Annotated in this window: 22 protein-coding genes; 12 read left to right on the top strand and 10 right to left on the bottom strand. The window is 63.5% G+C overall.

Features of this window, described 5'->3' with window-relative positions:
* Positions 1 to 101 precede the first annotated feature (101 nt).
* Positions 102 to 551: an ArsR/SmtB family transcription factor gene (locus tag ACZ2GY_RS13375; RefSeq protein WP_346027305.1), complete on the top strand. Its 450-nt coding sequence runs from the start codon at positions 102 to 104 to the stop codon at positions 549 to 551.
* Positions 552 to 688: 137 nt separating this feature from the next.
* On the opposite strand, the gene ACZ2GY_RS13370 is transcribed toward ACZ2GY_RS13375, so the two are convergent.
* Positions 689 to 2365 (bottom strand): HNH endonuclease signature motif containing protein, encoded by a 1677-nt coding sequence (locus ACZ2GY_RS13370; RefSeq protein WP_471672105.1) that lies wholly within the window; start codon positions 2363 to 2365, stop codon positions 689 to 691.
* Positions 2366 to 2675: 310 nt separating this feature from the next.
* On the opposite strand from ACZ2GY_RS13370, the gene ACZ2GY_RS13365 reads away from it, so the two are divergent.
* From ACZ2GY_RS13365 to ACZ2GY_RS13355, 3 genes are all read left to right on the top strand, one after another.
* Positions 2676 to 3755: a 3-deoxy-7-phosphoheptulonate synthase gene (locus tag ACZ2GY_RS13365; RefSeq protein ID WP_471672104.1), complete on the top strand. Its 1080-nt coding sequence runs from the start codon at positions 2676 to 2678 to the stop codon at positions 3753 to 3755.
* A 154-nt stretch (positions 3756 to 3909) separates the two neighbouring features.
* Entirely contained in the window at positions 3910 to 4122 is a 213-nt protein-coding gene (locus ACZ2GY_RS13360; RefSeq protein WP_056543520.1) for a helix-turn-helix domain-containing protein, read from the top strand.
* A gap of 197 nt (positions 4123 to 4319) precedes the next feature.
* Complete coding sequence (locus tag ACZ2GY_RS13355) at positions 4320 to 4418, top strand: 30S ribosomal protein bS22 (protein WP_003792170.1); 99 nt, start codon at positions 4320 to 4322, stop codon at positions 4416 to 4418.
* A gap of 48 nt (positions 4419 to 4466) precedes the next feature.
* Here the strand turns inward: ACZ2GY_RS13355 and ACZ2GY_RS13350 are convergent, their stop codons facing one another.
* Positions 4467 to 5309, bottom strand: a complete 843-nt coding sequence (locus ACZ2GY_RS13350) for an HAD family hydrolase (RefSeq protein WP_082565809.1) — start codon at positions 5307 to 5309, stop codon at positions 4467 to 4469.
* Positions 5310 to 5442: 133 nt separating this feature from the next.
* Here ACZ2GY_RS13350 and ACZ2GY_RS13345 point away from each other — a divergent pair, with 133 nt between their 5' ends.
* On the top strand, positions 5443 to 5712 hold the full coding sequence (locus ACZ2GY_RS13345; protein ID WP_471672103.1) for a glutaredoxin family protein: 270 nt from the start codon (positions 5443 to 5445) through the stop codon (positions 5710 to 5712).
* Between the two features lie 142 nt (positions 5713 to 5854).
* Positions 5855 to 6565 (top strand): redox-sensing transcriptional repressor Rex, encoded by a 711-nt coding sequence (locus ACZ2GY_RS13340; protein ID WP_277357736.1) that lies wholly within the window; start codon positions 5855 to 5857, stop codon positions 6563 to 6565.
* Positions 6566 to 6590: 25 nt separating this feature from the next.
* Here ACZ2GY_RS13340 and ACZ2GY_RS13335 read toward each other — a convergent pair whose 3' ends face one another.
* Both ACZ2GY_RS13335 and ACZ2GY_RS13330 read right to left on the bottom strand, forming a co-directional pair.
* Entirely contained in the window at positions 6591 to 7259 is a 669-nt protein-coding gene (locus tag ACZ2GY_RS13335; RefSeq protein WP_277357735.1) for a hypothetical protein, read from the bottom strand.
* A gap of 113 nt (positions 7260 to 7372) precedes the next feature.
* A complete protein-coding gene (locus ACZ2GY_RS13330; RefSeq protein ID WP_277357734.1) occupies positions 7373 to 7924 on the bottom strand; it encodes a YceI family protein in 552 nt (183 codons plus the stop codon).
* A gap of 202 nt (positions 7925 to 8126) precedes the next feature.
* On the opposite strand from ACZ2GY_RS13330, the gene ACZ2GY_RS13325 reads away from it, so the two are divergent.
* From ACZ2GY_RS13325 to ccsB, 5 genes are all read left to right on the top strand, one after another.
* On the top strand, positions 8127 to 8792 hold the full coding sequence (locus ACZ2GY_RS13325; protein ID WP_277357733.1) for a histidine phosphatase family protein: 666 nt from the start codon (positions 8127 to 8129) through the stop codon (positions 8790 to 8792).
* Positions 8793 to 8878: 86 nt separating this feature from the next.
* Complete coding sequence (locus ACZ2GY_RS13320) at positions 8879 to 9451, top strand: TlpA family protein disulfide reductase (RefSeq protein WP_277357786.1); 573 nt, start codon at positions 8879 to 8881, stop codon at positions 9449 to 9451.
* A gap of 35 nt (positions 9452 to 9486) precedes the next feature.
* Positions 9487 to 10254, top strand: coding sequence for a cytochrome c biogenesis CcdA family protein (locus tag ACZ2GY_RS13315; protein WP_056546421.1), 768 nt, complete (start codon positions 9487 to 9489; stop codon positions 10252 to 10254).
* Between the two features lie 31 nt (positions 10255 to 10285).
* A complete protein-coding gene (gene resB / locus ACZ2GY_RS13310; RefSeq protein WP_471672101.1) occupies positions 10286 to 11974 on the top strand; it encodes a cytochrome c biogenesis protein ResB in 1689 nt (562 codons plus the stop codon).
* The gene (gene ccsB, locus ACZ2GY_RS13305; protein WP_277357731.1) at positions 11974 to 13005 is read left to right on the top strand and encodes a c-type cytochrome biogenesis protein CcsB; all 1032 of its coding nucleotides are present in this window, start codon (positions 11974 to 11976) and stop codon (positions 13003 to 13005) included. The genes resB and ccsB overlap by 1 nt, the downstream gene beginning before the upstream one ends.
* A 20-nt stretch (positions 13006 to 13025) precedes the next feature.
* Here ccsB and ACZ2GY_RS13300 read toward each other — a convergent pair whose 3' ends face one another.
* From ACZ2GY_RS13300 to ACZ2GY_RS13285, 4 genes are all read right to left on the bottom strand, one after another.
* Positions 13026 to 13670 carry a response regulator gene (locus tag ACZ2GY_RS13300; RefSeq protein ID WP_277357730.1) on the bottom strand — a complete coding sequence of 215 codons (645 nt, stop codon included), beginning with the start codon at positions 13668 to 13670 and terminating at the stop codon, positions 13026 to 13028.
* The gene (locus tag ACZ2GY_RS13295; protein WP_277357729.1) at positions 13663 to 14958 is read right to left on the bottom strand and encodes a sensor histidine kinase; all 1296 of its coding nucleotides are present in this window, start codon (positions 14956 to 14958) and stop codon (positions 13663 to 13665) included. Before ACZ2GY_RS13295 ends, ACZ2GY_RS13300 begins: the two co-directional genes overlap by 8 nt.
* 119 nt (positions 14959 to 15077) lie before the next feature.
* Positions 15078 to 15560, bottom strand: coding sequence for an Lrp/AsnC family transcriptional regulator (locus ACZ2GY_RS13290; RefSeq protein ID WP_277357728.1), 483 nt, complete (start codon positions 15558 to 15560; stop codon positions 15078 to 15080).
* A 268-nt stretch (positions 15561 to 15828) separates the two neighbouring features.
* Positions 15829 to 16215: a PLD nuclease N-terminal domain-containing protein gene (locus ACZ2GY_RS13285; protein ID WP_346027297.1), complete on the bottom strand. Its 387-nt coding sequence runs from the start codon at positions 16213 to 16215 to the stop codon at positions 15829 to 15831.
* A gap of 30 nt (positions 16216 to 16245) precedes the next feature.
* Between ACZ2GY_RS13285 and ACZ2GY_RS13280 the strand changes: the two genes are divergently transcribed.
* Positions 16246 to 16539 carry a DUF4229 domain-containing protein gene (locus ACZ2GY_RS13280; protein WP_056543557.1) on the top strand — a complete coding sequence of 98 codons (294 nt, stop codon included), beginning with the start codon at positions 16246 to 16248 and terminating at the stop codon, positions 16537 to 16539.
* 34 nt (positions 16540 to 16573) lie between these two features.
* On the opposite strand, the gene ACZ2GY_RS13275 is transcribed toward ACZ2GY_RS13280, so the two are convergent.
* Together ACZ2GY_RS13275 and menE are read right to left on the bottom strand one after the other, a co-directional pair.
* Positions 16574 to 17458 (bottom strand): 1,4-dihydroxy-2-naphthoate polyprenyltransferase, encoded by an 885-nt coding sequence (locus tag ACZ2GY_RS13275; RefSeq protein ID WP_471672099.1) that lies wholly within the window; start codon positions 17456 to 17458, stop codon positions 16574 to 16576.
* A gap of 66 nt (positions 17459 to 17524) precedes the next feature.
* Positions 17525 to 18658 carry an o-succinylbenzoate--CoA ligase gene (gene menE, locus ACZ2GY_RS13270; RefSeq protein WP_471672098.1) on the bottom strand — a complete coding sequence of 378 codons (1134 nt, stop codon included), beginning with the start codon at positions 18656 to 18658 and terminating at the stop codon, positions 17525 to 17527.
* Positions 18659 to 18662 lie beyond the last annotated feature (4 nt).

Below are 18662 nucleotides of genomic sequence, written 5' to 3'. Positions count from 1 at the left end.
TTGACCCTCTGGATGGTGTTGGCTGACGCACGGCTGCTGCCAGCAACCCCTGTGGGAAACCGAGGGATGCCGCTTTCGACATATACGGATATGGTAATGGGATGGTCATGGATGATGTGTTCGGGGTCATCGCCGAAGCCACCCGCCGCCAGATTCTGGGCTCATTGCGGGACGGGGACAAAGCGGTGGGTGAGTTGGTGCTAGAGCTTGAAGTGAGCCAGCCCACAGTTTCGAAGCACCTCAAAGTTCTGCGGGAAGCAGGGCTTGTCACCATGCGGGCGCAGGGCCAGAAGCGCTTTTATTCACTCGAGCCGGAGCCATTGCTCACCGTTGCCTCCTGGCTTGCCGAGTTCCAGTTGCCCGCTCAGAAGGTCAACTCCTCGCTCCCGCCAGCCGTCCTGGAACCGGAACTCGATGCGCTGGTCTCAGTAGGGCCGGGCGTTACTCCCATCGATGGCGCTCAACCGTTCGGGCGGACCGTCGGCAGAGCTGCCGAACGCGCTGCCGACCTTCTGTCCCAGTTTCCGAAGCTGCGCCGCCGCAAGGAGTAGCCGCCGTGGGTGCTCCGTGCCCACGGCCTTCTGCTTACCTGCTGACTGTTCAGGGCGCGGGGATTTGGGCTCGCCGGCACTAGTCGTTTCAGCTGTCCCTGCTGCCTGAGACGTCCGGCTAAGTGCGCGCGATTTGTTCAGCAGAGTGTCCAGTAGTGGTTGCGTTGGGGTTGTTGGTGTGGGTCGAGGTGTGGGGGTGGGATGAACCAGGGGAGGCGGTCCCGTATCTGGATGGTCCATTCGTTTTGATGGATCAGATGGTGGTGGTGGCTGCACAGAAGTATTCCGTTGTCGGTGCTGGTGGTTCCGCCGTGTGACCAGGGTTGGATGTGGTGGGCTTCGGTCCAGTGGGCGGGCATGGTGCAGGTGGGGAAGGCGCAGCCTTGGTCTCGGGCGATGAGGGCTTTGCGTTGTTTGGCTGTGAAGAGCCGTTGTGTGCGGCCGAGGTCGAGGATTTCGCCTTGTCCGCCGAGGACGACCGGGATGATGTCGGCGTCGCAGGCGATTTTGCGGGCTGTGCGTGCGTTGACGGGCCCGGTGTAGGCGAGCGAAGCGCCGCCGGCTGAGGAGAAAGAGGCGCCGGTCGACGGTCCGGTGGCGGATGGGCCAGCAGAAGTGCCGGTGGACGTACCGGTGGCGGGGGAAAACACTCCGGTGCGGGTTTCGAGGCCGCCGAGGAGTGTTTGGTAGTCGATGGTCACGAGTACCTGCGGCCGCTGCCCGCCGGTGGCGGGTAGCTTGTCGGTGGCCAAGGCTATCTGGCAGACTCCGACGAGTCCGTCCAGGAGCAGCTGTGCCCGTGTCCTGGTCTCGGCGGGTGCTTCGGACTGTTCGCCGCCCGCTTCGCCGTTGGTGCTGCTGTCGCTGGTGTGGCCGTCGCCACCCGCTCCGCCGCTGGTGCTGGCGTCGCTTCCGCTGTCTCCGGGGTTGGTGGTTCGGGGGTTGGTGGCGGTGTTCATGATGGTGGTGAGGTATTCGTATTGTTCATCGGTGGCGGCGATGTCGAGTAGGTGGAGGCCGCGTTTTTTGCCGCGGAGGAATACGCCTTGGCGGGCGGTGAGTTCCTTCTCGCTCGGTTCCGGTCCGCCGGGGTCCAGGTGTGCTTCGACGCGGCCGATGAGTTTGGTGAGGAAATCGGGATCGAAGCGGGTGGCGCTGGCGGTGAGTTGGGCTTCGATCGTGTTGAGCACGGCTGGTTCGGTGGTGAACTGTGCGCGGTCCAGTGCGCTGCTGATCATGGTGGCTGCTTTGCCGGACACCACTCCGGCTGAGACCGCCGCTGCGAGGTGTGCACAGGCGGCGGGTAGGGGTTCTCCGGTGAGTGTGGTGCGGGGGATGAGTTTCGCGCCGAGGCGGAGCCGGCGGTTGGCTTCGCTTCTGCTGATCCGTAGCCGGTCCTGCAGGTATCCGGCGGTGCACCGGTAGGCCGAACGCCCACCGGACTGACCGGACAAACCGAACGCGAAACCGACACCACCACCGGTGGGGGTCCCGTCGTCGTCGGTCGTGGTGTTGTTGGTGTCGGTGGGCTTGCCGCCCGCTGCGGCGCTGCTGCGATCCACTGCCGTTGCCGCAACGAGCTGAAGGTACTCGACCGTCCGGGACAGATCCTCGATTCCGGTCAAATGCTCGGCGAGTTTATCCTGTCCCATTCCCGCGAACTCGGCCACCAAACGCGAGGTGTACGCGGCAAGGAGCTGCTTCAGCTCGCTGATCGAAGGTTCGGAGCAACCGGCCGGATCATCGAATCCGAAGGCTGGGAGAGCGCGCAGCCGTTCGCCGGGGAGGGCGTCGAGTGCGGCTGTCAGGCTCATACTTCATTCTATTAGAATATATTTTCGAAAGAAAGGGGATGTGGGAAACTTTCAGCGTTGGAGAACTTTCAGCGTCAGCCGTCACATACCGATACCAAAGTTCACAATTCAGCTGGCGCCGTCTAACCTCGTTTCATGACAACCCGTTGGTATGCGTATTTTGCGTTGGCTCTGGAGGAGCCTGCGGCCTGACACGCTGACCAACACCTTCAGAGCCAATAGGGCAGGACACGTTTCCTGCCCTTCGTCGTTTCCACGGCGGGTTCTGTAGGACAGCCCCGCCGGAGAACCACCTTCGAAAGCTGGGACCATGAAAACCCTTACTTCAGCCTCTTCCAATCTCAATGTCCGCAGCATTGATCCGCTGCCCACGCCCGCCGCAGTTCTCGCTGAACTCCCTGTCAGTTCCGACGTTGCAGCATCAATCCGCCGCTCGCGCGAAGAAATCCGGGCAGTCCTCAATGGCGTGGATGATCGCCTGCTCGTCATCGTCGGTCCCTGCTCAATCCATGACCCCGACGCCGGTATCGAGTACGCGCGCATGCTGGCTGACGCCGCGCAAATGCACCGCGAAGATTTGCTGGTGGTTATGCGGGCATACTTCGAAAAGCCCCGCACCACGGTGGGTTGGAAAGGGTTGATCAATGACCCGCACCTGGATGGGAGCCATGATATTGCCGCCGGCCTGCGAACGGCCCGTAGGTTCCTTCAAGAGGTTGCCGCCCTGGGACTTCCACTTGGCACCGAGTTCCTCGAGCCGATCAGCCCCCAATACATTGCGGACCTGATCAGCTGGGGTGCAATCGGCGCCCGGACCACCGAGAGCCAGATCCACCGCCAGCTGTCCTCCGGCCTGTCCATGCCCGTGGGGTTCAAGAACGGAACCGACGGTGGCGTCAGGGTGGCACTCGACGCCTGCGCTGCCGCAGGTGCACCGCAGACCTTCCTGGGGGTCGATGAGGGCGGACGCGCAGCCCTCGTCTCGACCACCGGAAACCCGGACACCCATTTGATCCTTCGCGGCGGATCCGACGGCCCGAACTACAGCCCCGCCCACATTGCGCACGCCTCTGCCGCGCTTGCTGCGGCAGGTCAGAACCAGCGCCTTATCGTGGATGCCAGCCATGCGAATAGTGGCAAGGACCATCGGCGGCAGGCGGACGTCGCCCGGGAACTTGCGGATGCAGTATCCGGTTCCGGCACCATAGCCGGCGTCATGCTGGAAAGTTTCCTCGTAGAGGGCGCGCAGAAACTTGATGTGACAGCTGGAGGCAGACTTGCCTACGGCCAGAGCGTGACCGACGCCTGCATGGGCTGGGGTGTTACGGCATCGGTGCTTGGCGATCTCGCGAGAGGTTCGCGCCGTCGTCGTCAGGGTGGCGTTTCGTGACCGTGGCGTGCTTTCACTTTGGTCACAGGAACCACTAGAGTATCTCCTTAGACGGATAATCCTCAGGTCTCAAGGCGACACGCCGTCCGGCGTTCCATCAAGTGCGGTGGGCGCCCATCTCAGGGTTAGCTCCAGAGAAAAGGACAGTGGTGAGATGGCGAGCGGCAGCAACTTCTCCGACGTGCGCTTCCTGACAGTTGCGGAAGTTGCCGAAGTGATGCGGGTATCGAAGATGACCGTATACCGGCTGGTGCACTCAGGGGACATGCCGGCGGTTCAGTTCGGGCGTTCCTACCGGGTGCCCGAATCCGCTGTGCAACAGTATCTGCGCTCCGCATCCGTGGAGGGTGAGTCGGGTACAGGCTAGGGTCGCGGATGGTGCCGGTCAGGAAGACCGGTCTGAGCGGGTACTCTGTTAAGAAGCGTTTTGCGTAGACGGTCGTATGTGCGGCCGCATGATGTACGTCACCGCGATGTGCGTCTTTTGTCAGATTCGAACGCCCCTGCCGCAGTTCATGCGGTAGAGGTTGTCCGGAACCGGAATGAATAGTTTGTGAGGACTCTATGGGTTCAGTAATCAAGAAGCGCCGCAAGCGGATGGCGAAGAAGAAGCACCGCAAACTGCTTCGCAAGACCCGCCACCAGCGCCGCAACAAGAAGTAGCATCGCATCCGGTCCGCCAGTGAGGCGGACCGGTTTTGCATTTAAGGACTAGCCTCTCATGCGGGTGAAGCCGCGCCACAGGCCGTAGATCGCACCGGCTCCCGTTGCTGCCTTGAGCCCCAATGTTGCCGCACGGCGGCCGCTTCGAAAATCATAGATTGGCCAGTTGGAGTCACGGGCGTGCTTGCGAAGGCGATGGTCAGGGTTGATAGCGACCGGGTGGCCAACAATGCTGAGCAGTGGCACATCGTTGTAGGAATCGCTGTACGCCCAGCAGCGGGACAGGTCCAGGCCCTCTTTCCCGGCAAGTTCGTTGACGGCCGTGGCCTTTGCCGGCCCGTGGAGGAACTCACCCACGAGCTTGCCTGTGTAGAAGCCCTCAGAGACCTCTCCCACAGTGCCGAGTGCACCCGTGAGCCCAAGCCGGTTGGCGATCACGCTGGCCACTTCGACGGGAGTGCCCGTGACCAACCAGACGCGGCGCCCGTTGCGGAGGTGCTGTTCCGCGAGGGCACGCGCTCCCGGCCAGATCTTCGACGCGATCATTTCGTCATAGACTTCTTCGCCAAGGGCCAGCACATCTTCATGCGCAATGCCGATAGCGAAGGCAAGAGCGGCATCACGGACAGCATGGATGTCGGTCATGTTCTCGCCGCGCATCACGAAGCGCAGCTGTTTCCAGGCCAGCCCTGCGGCAAAACGAAGCGTGAAAGCCCGCCGCTGGTACATCTTGCGCGCCACATGGAAGAGACTGGCGCCGCGCATCATCGTGTTGTCGACGTCGAAAAATGCTGCTTCCCCGGCCGGTCCGCCCAGCGGAGAAGATTCGGCAGGCACAGTCTCCGTGGAAGACCCGGGCTCGACTGCGGGTCGGAGGCTGGCTGCGGACATAGCACGAGTCTAATCACTGGTTGGCGTTCAGCGTGTCCGCGGACACCCACAGCAACCAGCCGATTTTTCACGCTTCGAGGGCGTTCCGTAATGGCGACCTGCACGGAGCCCGCGGCCAGTAAGCTTGTGGACCATGACTCAGCAGACCCAACCGCCTGTCGCGGAATGGAGCACGGGCCTCGTGTTGGTGACGAGGCCGGACTGCCACCTCTGTCACGCCGCCCGGGAGACAGTGAGCCGCGTGGCTGCCGAACTGGGCGTGCTTTGGCGGGAAGAGTCGATTGCCGATCACGCCGATCTGCTGGAACGATTCTCGGAAGAGGTGCCGGTTCTGCTTCTCGACGGGGTCCAGCGGGACTTCTGGACAATCGACGAAGCGCGCCTGCGCAGGCTACTCATCTGAGCCGTTGTGCTCAGCGCCCTCCTGACTTTGAGGGCTTCCACCAGGGACCTAAAGTGGGACTATCCCGCCGTCATCCTCCGGCGGGCGGGCGGAGCAGTTCAGGCCGCCGGCGAACAAATAACGGAGAGATGAACCAGTGACCATGTCGGAGCTTCCCGGATTACGGTCCGCCGCGAGCGATCAGCAGGGCAGGCAAATTCCGCCTGCATCGCTCGCCCGCCTGACCATTTATCTGCGCGCCCTCAACTCCCTTCTGGCGGAGGGGATTGAACGAGTGTCTTCGGAGGAACTGGCAGACGCGGCGGGCGTGAATTCGCCCATGCTCCGCAAGGACCTCTCCTACCTGGGTTCCTACGGCACGCGGGGTGTCGGCTACGACGTCCAGTACCTGAACAGCCAGATCTCCACAGCCCTGGGACTGACCCAGGACTGGCGGGTGGCCATCGTCGGAGCCGGAAACCTCGGGCGTGCGCTCGCCGGGTACTCGGGGTTCCAGTCGCGGGGCTTCGAGGTGGTCGCGCTGTTCGACGCAGATCAGATGATCGTCGGTACGGAGGTCGGCTGGCTGCGCGTCAGCCCAGTGGAGGATCTGGCAACCGTGCTTCACAGGACGCGCGCCAATATGGCTGTTCTCGCGGTACCAGCGGGCGTTGCACAGCAGTTGTGCGATGAACTTGTTGCGGCCGGGGTGACAAGCATCCTGAGTTTCGCGCCGGTAGTGCTGCAGGTTCCTGACCGGGTGCAGCTGCGCAAGGTGGACATGGCCACGGAGCTGCAGATCCTCGCTTACCACGCACAGCGGGCGCAGGATCCGGATCTTGATGCCGGTTCCAGCGCCCGCGCGGCCCAGTAGGGCCGGTCCAGCAAGCTTCTGCGCGCTAGTGCGTGATTTGCTGCCGCTTGAAGTAGGCGTTGGACGGCTTGAGCCAGCACAGCACAACTCCGGCGACGCCAAGCAGCACCACGAGCACGTTCAGCGCGATGGAGAATCCGCTTGGCTGCAGGCTTTCCCCACCCAGCTGCGCCTGGACTTCAGCGTTGCCCTGCAGCGCGGCGAGCGTCACCCAACTCATGATCATGAGCAGAACCGAAATACCCGCAAGAACAGTGGCGGTTATGCGTGCCCAGTTGTGTCCCTTGCGGATGAAGACGGCCAGCAGTACGTATACGCCGGTGGTAAGGATGCCGACAACGATCCCGATGCCGACACCGATTGCAGCTGCTCCCGCCGGCCCACCCGTGGTGCCTGATCCCATCAGGGTGGTGATGAAGTTGAGAACCCCAGCGGCGATGATCAGCCAAAAAGCCAGATTGACTTCCTTGGGGAGGGGCGGCCGCGCCTGTTCAGGCATGCGGGCTGCACTCGGGTAGGCATACCCTGCGGGCTGGGCCGACTGGTAGGAGTATGGAGATGCAGGTTTCTGCGGTTCGGGGGAGAGGCCCGCACCGGAGTTCTGTGTTGGTCCGGGCTCATTGGGATTGAGTGACTCAGTTCCGGAGAGCTGGTGCGGATCGCGTTCTGAAGGATCGTGTGATGGCGTACTCATGCGCTCAGCGTACCGCCGTCAAGCTTTCGCCGTCGGGCTTTCAGGACAGAAGAAACGAGGGGGCGTGCCGGAAAGCCGGCACGCCCCCTCGAAGGGATTCGTGAGCAAAGAGCCTAGTTGGCCGAGGGTGCCACGAAAGCGGCGTCAAGGTTGATGGTCACCTTGTCGCCCACCAAAACACCGCCGGCCTCAAGAGCTGCGTTCCAGGTCAGGCCGAATTCCTTGCGGGAGATGACCGTTTGGCCGGAGAATCCAGCGCGGGTGGCACCGAAGGGGTCAACAGCAACACCGTTGAACTCGGTATCGATGGAAACTTCCTTGGTGATCCCGCGGATGGTCAGGTCGCCGATCAGCTTGTAGGTCTCGCCGGCGCCTTCGACCCGCTTGGACACGAAAGTCATCTCGGGGAACTGCTCAGCGTCGAAGAAGTCGCCGCCGCGAACGTGGGCGTCGCGGTTCTCATCGTTCGAGTTGAAGGATTCGGTCTTGATGGTTGCGGTGACCTGCGAATCCTCGAGTGAGGATCCAACCTGCAGGGTGGCGTCGACGGTGTCGAAGTTCCCGCGTACCTTGCTGATCCCGGCGTGGCGGACGCTGAAGCCCACTTCGCTGTGCGAGCCGTCGAAGTTCCAGGTGCCCTGAGTGAGTCCGGTGGGGATAGCCATGATGTTTCTCCTGATCTGTCGTGCTTTGGGTTGGTGTGCGGCCGAGGCGACCGAACGAGCGTGTACCTCTAATAAACATGCATTTGCATCTTTTATTCCAGAGATTGCTTCAATCTTCAAATATTTTTCTCTACCGCCTCTTCCGACAACCAGTCGCCGGCCGATTTAGCCCTCTGGCGCGAGGGATGCGAAACTTGATGACATGCCCTCAGCCACCGTTCACCTCGTGCGCCACGGCGAAGTCCACAACCCGGACGGGATCCTCTATGGCCGCCTGCCCGAGTTCCATCTGTCAGAGCTCGGTCGTGAGATGGCCGAGCGGGTTGCGGGCTACTTTGCGGAGCGCAGGAACGACGGCGCCGACATCGTGCATCTCGTCGCCTCACCCCTCACGCGCGCACAGGAGACCGCTGAACCGACAGCTCGTGAGCTCGGCCTCACCGTTGTAACCGATGAGCGCATCATCGAGGCGGAGAACCGGTTCGAGGGGATGGCGCAGGTCGCCCAGCAGATCAAGCACCCCCGGCACTGGAAGTCCCTGCGAAACCCGTTCACTCCATCCTGGGGTGAGCCGTACAGTGCCCAGGTTGAGCGCGTCATGTCCGCTGTCCATGATGCGCGGCGCGCGGCGTTGGAAGCTTCCGGCGGCAAGGACGCCGAGGCGATCATGGTCAGCCATCAGCTGCCCATCTGGGTTGCGCGGCTGGCAGCCGAGAACCGGCGGTTGTGGCATGATCCGCGCCAGCGTAAATGCACGTTGAGCTCCGTAACCTCCCTCTATTTCGACGGCGACCAGCTCACTGGCGTGCGGTATGAGGAGCCCTGTGCTGATCTATTGCCGCGCGCGAAGAACATCCCGGGAGCGTAATACAATTACTACACGTTGTAGAACTCGTGGAAGCCGTTGTGACTCAAACTGAAGCCGCCCCGCGCCGCCGGCCAGGCCGCGCACTGATGTGCCTTGCCGCGTCGGCGATTGCCGCCGTCGTTGTCCTTTCTGGCTGTGCTGCACAGGACCCGCTGGCCCAGCAAGCGGCCGAGGGCAGCAACAAGAATTACATTGCCGGCGACGGTTCCGTCACCGAGTACGCCGTTGCCGAACGCGGTGAACCCGTCCAGATCGAGGGGACCCTCTACAACGGCGAAACTGTTTCCTCATCCGCGTGGCCAGGAGAGGTGACGGTACTGAACTTCTGGTACGCAGCGTGCGCACCCTGCCGGGAAGAGGCTCCGGACCTCGTTGCGCTGCATGAGGAGTACCAGTCGGAGGATGTGCAGTTCTACGGCGTCAACATCAGGGACAGCAAGGAGAACGCCGAGGCCTTCGAGCGCAACTTCGGCATTCCCTACCCCAGCTTCAACGATTCCGACGGCGGGGTCCTCCTGGCGATGACCAGCCACGTCCCGCCGCAGGCTGTGCCGACAACTCTCGTGCTTGACAAGGAGGGCCGCGTTTCGGCCCGCATACTGGGCCTGGCCGACAAGGGAACCCTCAGCGCACTCATTGACTCCGCGCTGGCCGAGTAGTGGCTGTGTCCGCTTCCCTCCCACTCGGTGCCGCTATGGCCCTCGCGCCGGCCGGGAATGCCTTTGCCGATACGGTCCTGAACGGTTCAATGCTCCTTGCTCTGCCCGTGGCGCTGCTCGCAGGCCTGGTGTCCTTCGTATCACCGTGTGTGCTGCCGCTGGTGCCCGGCTACCTCGGCTACGTCAGCGGACTCACCGGTGTGGATCTGGAGCAGCAGAAGCGTGGACGGATGGTCGCGGGAATCGGGCTGTTCGTCGTCGGGTTCTCCGCAGTGTTCATGGCGTACGGAGCGCTTTTCGGTCAGCTGGGAGCCTGGCTGGCAGGCTCGCAGGAGTGGCTGATCCGGATCTTCGGACTCGTGGTGATTGTGCTCGGCATCGTCTTCATGGGCGGATTCTCCTGGTTCCAACAGGACCGGAAGCTCCACGCCCGCGTACCGAGCGGCCTCTGGGGTGCGCCGCTGCTGGGCCTCACCTTCGGTCTTGGCTGGGCGCCCTGCATCGGGCCCACGCTCTCAGCCGTGCAACTGCTGGCTTTCTCCAACGACGGCGCCAGTGCCGCCAAAGGCGCGCTCCTCACCTTCGTGTACTGCCTGGGCCTGGGACTGCCCTTCCTGCTGATCGCGCTCGGACTGCGGCGGGGGATGGGAGCCATGAAATTCTTCCGACGCCACCGGCTGCTGCTGCAGCGAACCGGCGGCGGAATGTTGATACTGGTCGGCGTGCTCATGGCGTCCGGTGTCTGGAACCTGTGGATCAACGAGCTTCAGCAGTGGCTCGGCGGCGTGACGTTACCGATCTGAACAACTGATGGCTAAACCAAAGGAAGACTCCATGGCAACGAAGGAGCGAGAAGACGGCGTCGCGCTGCCCGCTCTTGGATTCCTCGGCACCGTGCGCTGGATGTGGACTCAGCTGACGAGTATGCGTACAGCCCTCTTCCTGCTGCTCCTGCTGGCGGTCGCCGCCGTGCCCGGTTCGCTCTTCCCGCAACGCCCGGCAAACCCGGCAGTCGTCACCCAGTACATTCAGGACAATCCGGAGACCGGACCCATTCTGGACTGGTTCCAGTTGTTCGATGTCTACTCGTCCGTCTGGTTCTCAGCGATCTACCTGCTCCTGTTCATCTCACTGATCGGGTGCGTCATCCCGCGCGCGATGGTCCACGGCCGTGCCTGGCGGTCGAAGCCGCCCCGGACTCCGAGCAGGCTCTCGCGGATGCCCGCTCACGGGACATTCGTCCTGCCGGCCGCGCAACAGTCCCAGCCCAGCGGCCAGGGAGGGGAGCGGCCCGTCTCGGCGGGTGCCGCCGTCGTCGACGCCGCAGCTGTGCTGAAGAAGCGCGGCTACCGGGTGGATGTGCGAGATGAAAACAGTGCGCGACCCTCCGTCGGCGCAGAGCGGGGATTCCTGAAGGAGCTCGGGAACTTGGTGTTCCACGTGTCCCTCATCGGCGTGCTGGTTTCCGTTGCCGTTGGCGGGCTGTTCGGATACCGGGGGCAGAAAATCCTGATCGAGGGTGAGACCTTCGTGAACACGCTGGTGGGTTATGACTCCTTCACGCCGGGCACCAACTTCTCCGAAGACAACCTGGACCCGTATTCGATCACGCTCGAGGACTTCGAGGTGCAGTTTGACCGGCAGCTCACGCATTACGGCCAGCCCATCGACTTCACCGCCACCATGACCACCAGGACCGCTCCGGGGGCTGAACCGGAAGAGCAGATCCTGAAGGTCAATGAACCGCTGACCATCGGCGGCACCAGCGTGTACCTGGTAGGCAATGGCTACGCCCCCGTCATTACGGTGCGTGACGGCGAGGGCAACATTGCGCACCAGGGACCTGTTGTGTCCATTCCACAGGACGGACTCTTCACCTCCCTCATCGTGCTGAAAGTACCGGACGCACAGCCGAACCAGCTCGGTTTTGTCGGGTTCTTCCTGCCCACCGCAGCAGTAGACGAGAACGGCGTCTCCTTCTCCCGCGACCCGGACCCCTTCCTTCCGCAGCTGAACCTCAATTCCTACTACGGTGACCTCGGACTCGACGACGGAAATCCGCAGAACGTCTACGTTCTGGACACGGACACCCTGACCGAGCTGAACAGCCGGAACAGCGAGGCGGGCGGCATTGTGCTCGACGCCGGGGAAACGTTCGAACTGCCCGATGGCAAGGGCTCCATCACCTTCGACGGGCTGCGCCGCTATGCAGCCCTGGACATCACGCATGACCCGGCTGAGCTGGGCGCCCTGGTGTTTTCCTCGCTTGCGCTTGCCGGGCTCAGCGCGTCCCTGTTCATCGGCCGACGCAGGGTCTGGATTGCCACCGGCACACGCACTGACGGCAGCATCACGGTCGAGTACGGCTTGCTGGCGCGCGGTGAAGACCACCGTCTGGCGGGCGAAGGGGCAGCGATCGAAAAACTGCTCCGGCAACGCTGGCTGGCAGACAGCACCGAAGACGACGAGAATGAGACAGCGCACGCGGGGGCGTCAGCGCCCGGAAGCGGTAAGGACAACTGATGCAGAACATAAACCAGACCCTGGGACAGTACAGCGAGCTCTTCATGCTGCTCGCTGCCCTGGCGTACACAGTGGGATTCCTCGCGTTCACCTGGGACCTCGTCAAGAGCAGCCGGCGCATCCGCGAGATTGAAGCCGGTCTCGCGGAATCCGCCAAGGACCGGGAGCTGGTGCTTGCTGGCGCCGTGGCCGGAGGCAAGCGCGGAAAGGCATCCGCTGACGGCGCTCCAACGGGCTCAACCGCCGACGACGCCATGGACTATCAGGGAGAGCGACGCTCCGCCGCCCGCATCGCCGTCGCGCTCACCATCGTTGCTGCGGTGATCCATGCAGTAGCTGTTGTCACCCGCGGCGTTGCCGCTGGCCGCGTGCCGTGGGGCAATATGTACGAGTTCTGCACCACCGGCGGGCTGGTGGTCGCCGTCGTCTTCCTGTTGGTGCTCACCCGCAAGGACCTGCGCTTCCTCGGAACCTTCGTGATTGGCCTCGTGGTAGTCATGCTGTGCGCGGCCACCATTGGATTTCCGACGCCGGTGGCTAACCTGGTGCCTGCGCTGCAGAGCTACTGGCTCATCATCCACGTGTCCGTGGCCGTTGCTGCCTCCGCCCTTTTCACCCTGACCTTCGCGATGTCCGTACTTCAGCTGATCCAGGCCAGCCGGGTTGCACGTCTCGCCTCCGGCGGTGAAGACCGGCTGCCGTTCATGCGGCTGGTTCCCTCCGCGCTGAGCCTGGAGAATCTCTCCTACCGGATCAACGCGATCGCGTTCGTGCTGTGGACCTTCACCCTCATGGCGGGCGCAATCTGGGCGGAGAAGGCCTGGGGCCGGTACTGGGGCTGGGACACCAAGGAAGTCTGGACCTTTGTGATCTGGGTGGTCTACGCCGGTTACCTCCACGCCCGGGCAACCCGTGGCTGGACCGGGACAAGGGCGGCCTGGCTCTCGATTGTCGGCTACCTGTGCATCGTCTTCAACTTCACGATCGTCAACATCTACTTCTCGGGACTGCACAGCTACGCCGGAGTCTGATCCAACGCGAAGTTACGCCTTCAGCTCCTGATGATGCGTTGCTGCCTCGCCGTTGATATGGCGGCGGTGCGGTTGTCCACGCCGAGCTTGTCGTAGATATGGACCAGATGCGTCTTCACGGTTGCCTCGCTGATGAACAGCTCTTTGGCAATACGCCGGTTCGGCATGCCGGTGGCAAGGAGTTCCAACAGCTGGATCTCGCGGGCGCTCAGGGACGTCGTCGGGCTTGAGATGCGGCCCATCAGACGCGCGGCTACTTCCGGTGCGAGCGCTGTCTGTCCGCGGGCCGCGGACTGCACCGCTCGACGGATTTCTTCCGGCGGAGCGTCTTTCAGCAGATATCCGCCGGCTCCGGCCTCCACAGCAGCGATGATGTCCGCGTCGGTGTCATAAGTGGTCAGGATCAGCACCTGCGGCGGGTCAGCCAGCGCGCGGATGCTCCGCGTCGCCGTGACTCCGTCCATGCCTTCGCCCATCTGGAGGTCCATGAGGACAACATCCACCGGGTGACCGAGGGCCGCGCGTTTTTGTACTTCTGCCAGGGCGGCAGCGCCGTCAGCCACATCTCCGGCCACGAAGACGCCGTCGAAGTCGTTGAGCATTGCCCTCAGGCCGGCCCGGACAACCGGATGGTCGTCCACCAGAAGTACGCGGATCTCAGTCATCCGCTGTCCCGTCATCAAACGGCAGCAGGGGCAAACGGATGCCGACGACGGTGCCCTCACCTGCCTCGGATTCGATGTCAAGAACTCCGCCCAAGGCGCTGATCCGCTCCCGCAGGGCCCTCAGCCCGAATCCGGTTCCATCTGTCCGCTTCATCGCAGACTCAAGTGCACCATCCACATTGAACCCCCTGCCGTTGTCGTAGATGTCGAGCGTTACCTCTGAGCCCACGAAGGTGAGCGTGACGACGGCGGTGCCCGCCCCTGAGTGCTGCAGGGCGTTGGACAGAGCCGATTGCGCGGCACGCAGGAGAGCAACCTCGTACGGAGCCGGCATCCGGACGGGTGTGCCGTCAATCTCAAACCGGCAACGCAGGCTGGTGCCCTGGGCTGCTGCCTGCTGTTCGACGCTTGCGCAGGTTCTGCGCAGGCTGCCGACGAGGAATTCGGGATCACCTTCAGCCGCACTCAACCCGCGCACAAAGCGGCGCGCGTCCGCAAGATTGTCGGACGCCGCCTGCTGCACCGTGCGAATGCGTTCCCGCGTCGTATCCGTTGCCCCGGCTTCGAGTGAGGCTTCGGCTGCACGTGAGATGAGGACAATGCTGGACAGGCCCTGCGCCAGCGTGTCATGGATTTCCCGGGCCAGACGCTCCCGTTCAGTGAGCACTCCGGCCTGGTGCTGCGTCCGTGCAAGCTCAGAACGGGTGCGCCGGAGCTCCTCGAGCGCCTGCCGCTGGTTGACGCCCTCCAGGTAGAGGCTCTGGTAGACGATCGTCATGACTACCGCGAAGACCGCACCGAACGTCGGACCGAGGATCATCGGCGCCTGGAGCTCTCCCTCGCGGCTCCACTGGGCCGCAATGACGACGCCGGTCAGGAGGACGATCGCAACCACTGCATGCCTGGTGCTGAGCAGGTGCAGGTGCAGGAAGAAGAGGGCGAATGCCAGCCAGGAGAAGTCGGCACTGAGCACCATGAGGACAATCCAGAGCCCGGTGACTCCGGCCAGCCAGAACCGGGCGTAGCGGGTTCCATGCGACGACGACGGCGGCACCACCTGCCGCTTGGCGGCCCGCTTCTCGCTGATGGTTCCGGCCAGGTACAGTCCGCCGAGGCACAGGGAGAAGAGAAGAACCGGATACACGACTGCCGGGCCGGGTTCGGAACTTGCGGTCGCCGCCACTCCCACCAGAAGCAGTGCCAGGAAACCGGCGTGAAGGGTGATCCGGAGCATCCGCAGGACGGTTGGAGCGGCCATGTATCCGGCCGTGCTCGCGGGGTCTCGCATACAGCAACCCTAGCCGCGCCGGGCGACAGCGACATCAACCGAATGGTTGACCGACGATTGCGGAGGCCGGCGCCCACTGCCCGCGGAGTGTTTACCGCACAATGGCGGGAGGATGCCTGCTAACCCGCGATCGCCCTCAGCAGGGGCGCCATCCGGTAGGGAATCGGTTGGCGCAGGAACATGCTGGTCCTGGTCCGCAGGATTCCCGGACACAGGCGGATTTCCTCGGACACCCGGTAGAGATCGTCAGGGTCCCGGGCCACCACGCGGCACAGCAGGTCTGTCTCGCCGGCAGGCGCAAGGCATTCGATGACCTCTGGAATGGCGCGCAGTCCCTCAACAGCGAGGTCTATGCGGTGCTGATCCAGCTCGGCAGCGACATGCGCGGAAATTCCCATGCCCAGTGCCTCCGGATCAATCCGTACGTTGTGCGGCCTGAGGACTCTTTCACGCTCGAATCGGTCGAGGCGGGCCTGGACGGTGCCTCGGGCCAGGCCCGTCCGCTGGGCGATCGCGAGAATGGTCATCCGAGGCTCGGCGTCGAGTGCCTCGAGCACAGCCCGGTCAATGGCATCTCTGGTGTGGCGCGGTTCCTTGTTCATCGGTCTGCGGAGCTCTCCAGGTGGGGGCTGGTCAGATTGACCACTATTGTCGGAAGGATTTCATTCAGCGTAGTCATTCTGACTATCCAGACCAAGGGCTGTTGTGCAAATCTTTGCACAGACCGTCAAATAGGTGACATGGAAGTGGAAACGGGACACCATCTCGGGAACACTGTGCCGCGGCTGTCAGGGAACATCAACCCGCAGCCGTGTCAGGTAGCCCACAAGGCTTTGCCTGAGCGCTACGCAAGACCGCCTACGTACCGGCCTAGGCGGTCTTGCCGTCGCTGGCCGTGCCCTCGTCGTTCTTCTTCTTCTCCGCTTCGCGTGCACGTTCCTCAGCGTCGCGCTTTCGCTGTTCGGCCTCGCGGGCTTCCTGGCGACGCCTGACCTCGAGGTCTCGCAGAAACTGGGGATCATCATCCGGTGCCGTGGGGCCCCGCTTCTGGCGCTGGGCTGGGCGGTCGTCCCTGCCCGGCCGACCGAAGAGGAACCAGAGGCCGGCGCCCAGAAGGGGGACGAGGAGGATGGTGAAGAACCAGGCGGGTTTCGAAATGCTGCGCACCGATTCTGCCCGGCTCATGATGCAGTCGAACAGCGCGTAAATGATGACGGCGATCCCCAGGATCACGAGGAGCAGCAGCAGGCGGGGCATGCATCAATTGTAGGCGAGTAAACTTGAGACGTGCCTTTCCTAAAATTCACCGCTCTGCGCCTCGGCTTCGTCGCGGTGTTCTCCGTGATCTGCTATTCCTTGGGTCTGGGCGCGATCTTCTCGGTGATAGCCGGTGCAATTCTGGCGTGGTGCGTCACATACCTGTTCTTCCGCGAGATGCGCAATCGTGCCGCGTCCTCCCTGCAGCGCCGTTTCCGTGACGGAGCTCCGCCGGTCCGTTCAGCCAGTGAATTGCGTGATGCGGACGCCGAGGACAGCCTGGATCCCAACACCCCGGTGAATTCCGACCGCCGCAAGCCCTAGCTCCGCCGTGGAGGCGTAGCCCGGCCGCTCAAAGCTAGGCCAGCACTCCCGAGAGCACCACACCGGCGCCGAAGACCACGCTGAAGCCGAGGTTGATGATGCTCGTCTGCTTCAGGACCGGAATGAGGCTGCGGCGCTTTTTGCCCTTGAGCATCAGCCAGCTCGGCATCAGGCACAGAGGGATGAGGAGCAGCACCAGCAGCACCCACGGGTAGTCGTAGACCAGGAGCAGCGGCAGCAGCAGGGCCACCGCGAGCATCATCACATAGCTGATACGGGCGGCGGTATCGCCGAGACGGACAGCGAGGGTAAGCTTGCCGGCTTCCCGGTCGGTGGGAATGTCCCGCACGTTGTTGGCCATCAGCAGCGCCATGGCAATGATTCCCGTGCAGACCGCACCGACCCATGCCGGGCCGCTCAGTTGACCTGCCTGCGTGTAGGTGGTTCCGAGGGTAGCGACCAGTCCAAAGAAGACGAAGACAAACAGGTCGCCCAAGCCCATGTAGCCATAGGGATTGAGCCCGCCCGTGTAGCCCCACGCAGCGGCTACGCAGCCGAGGCCCACGAGCAGCAGGAACCACGCCTGGGAGAGCACAATCAGTGCGATTCCAGCGAGCATCGCCAGCGCGAAACATCCGAAGGCCGCCCACTTCACCTGCCGCGGCTTCGCGGCCCCGGAAGCCGTCAACCTCAGCGGGCCGACGCGGTCGTTGTCCGTGCCGCGGATTCCGTCGGAATAGTCGTTGGCATAGTTCACTCCCACCTGCAGGAGGATGGCGACGAGTGCGGCGAGCAGGGCGTTGACGGGTTTGAACGCGCCGAGGTCAAAAGCCGCAGCGCAGCCGATAATGACGGGCGCCACCGCCATGGGAAGTGTGCGGGGGCGCGCTCCCTCCACCCATTGCGCAGCTGTTGCCACGGTGCTCCTCCGGTTATCTGTTCTCTGGATTTTCGCTTGGATGCCCTGAACCTGCGGGCGGATTCGCTACAGCGCTGACTGCTCGAACAGTGCGCGCACGGCCATCCGGTCGGGTTTGCCATTGGGCAGCATTGGGAGTTTGTCGAGCGTCAGCACAATCCTTGGGGCCGCGTGTGACCCAAGATGCTCCTGCGCATGCTGCCGCACTGCGTCCGGATTGACCGAGCCTACGACGGCGGCAGCCACCTGTGCGCCCCACTCCGGATGCGGTACCCCCAGCACCAGTGCTTCGCTGACCCCCGGCATGCCCTCAAGGACACTGGACACTGCGACCGCGGACACCTTGAGTCCGCCTGTGATGATGACGTCATCCACGCGGCCGTGGACGGTGAGGACGCCGCCGTCAATAGTGCCGTCGTCGTCCGTTCGGAACCAGCGCCGGCCAGAGTTGAACGGGAACTTTTCCCGGGTGAGATCCGGCTGGCCCAGGTAACCGTCGGCCAGGACCGGTCCGCTGATCCAGAGCCGGCCGTCGTCGTTGGTGAGCTGTACGCCTTCGAGGGGGACGCCGTCGTACACGCACCCGCCGCAGGTTTCACTCATGCCGTAGGTGCGGACGATCTTCAGGCCGTGTGCGCGGGCTCTGCTGCGGAGGGCGTCGGTGACCGCCGCCCCGCCGAGCAGGATTGCGTTGAAGCGCTGGAGCGCCTTGATGGTGTCGGGGGCCGGGTCCTCAAGCAGCCGGTGGAGCTGCGTGGGAACCAGGGACGTGAAGCGCACTTTGTCGGTCAGTTCACCGGCAGCTTCCGTGAATCGCTCCGGGCTGAACGTCTCGGTAAGGTCCATCGCCCACGGCCGTGTCCCCGCGTACAGCGAGCGCACCAACACCTGGAAGCCGGCCACATAGTGCACGGGCAGGGTGAGCAGCCACTGGCCCTCGGACTTCAGGGCGTAGGCAGTCCCCATGGCGGATGCGGCAAGGGCATCGACGCTGAGCATGGTCTGTTTTGGGGTGCCGGTGGAGCCGGAGGTGCTGAGCACTGCGGCGATCTCATCATTGGGCAGTTCGCCGTTGAAGCTCTGATGCTCGTCGGAGTGCGGTGCTACCGCAGGTCCTTCACCGGCAAGGGCCGCTGCGAGAGGTGCAAGCAGTGTATGTGGGTCGAAGCCGGGCGGAGTGTGAACGGGGAAGAGTTCCATGGGC

The sequence above is a fragment of the Arthrobacter sp. KKT183 genome (genome assembly GCF_055657625.1).
The sequence above is the reverse complement of the archived record's forward strand: the minus strand, read 5'-3'. Positions and strand labels throughout refer to the sequence as shown.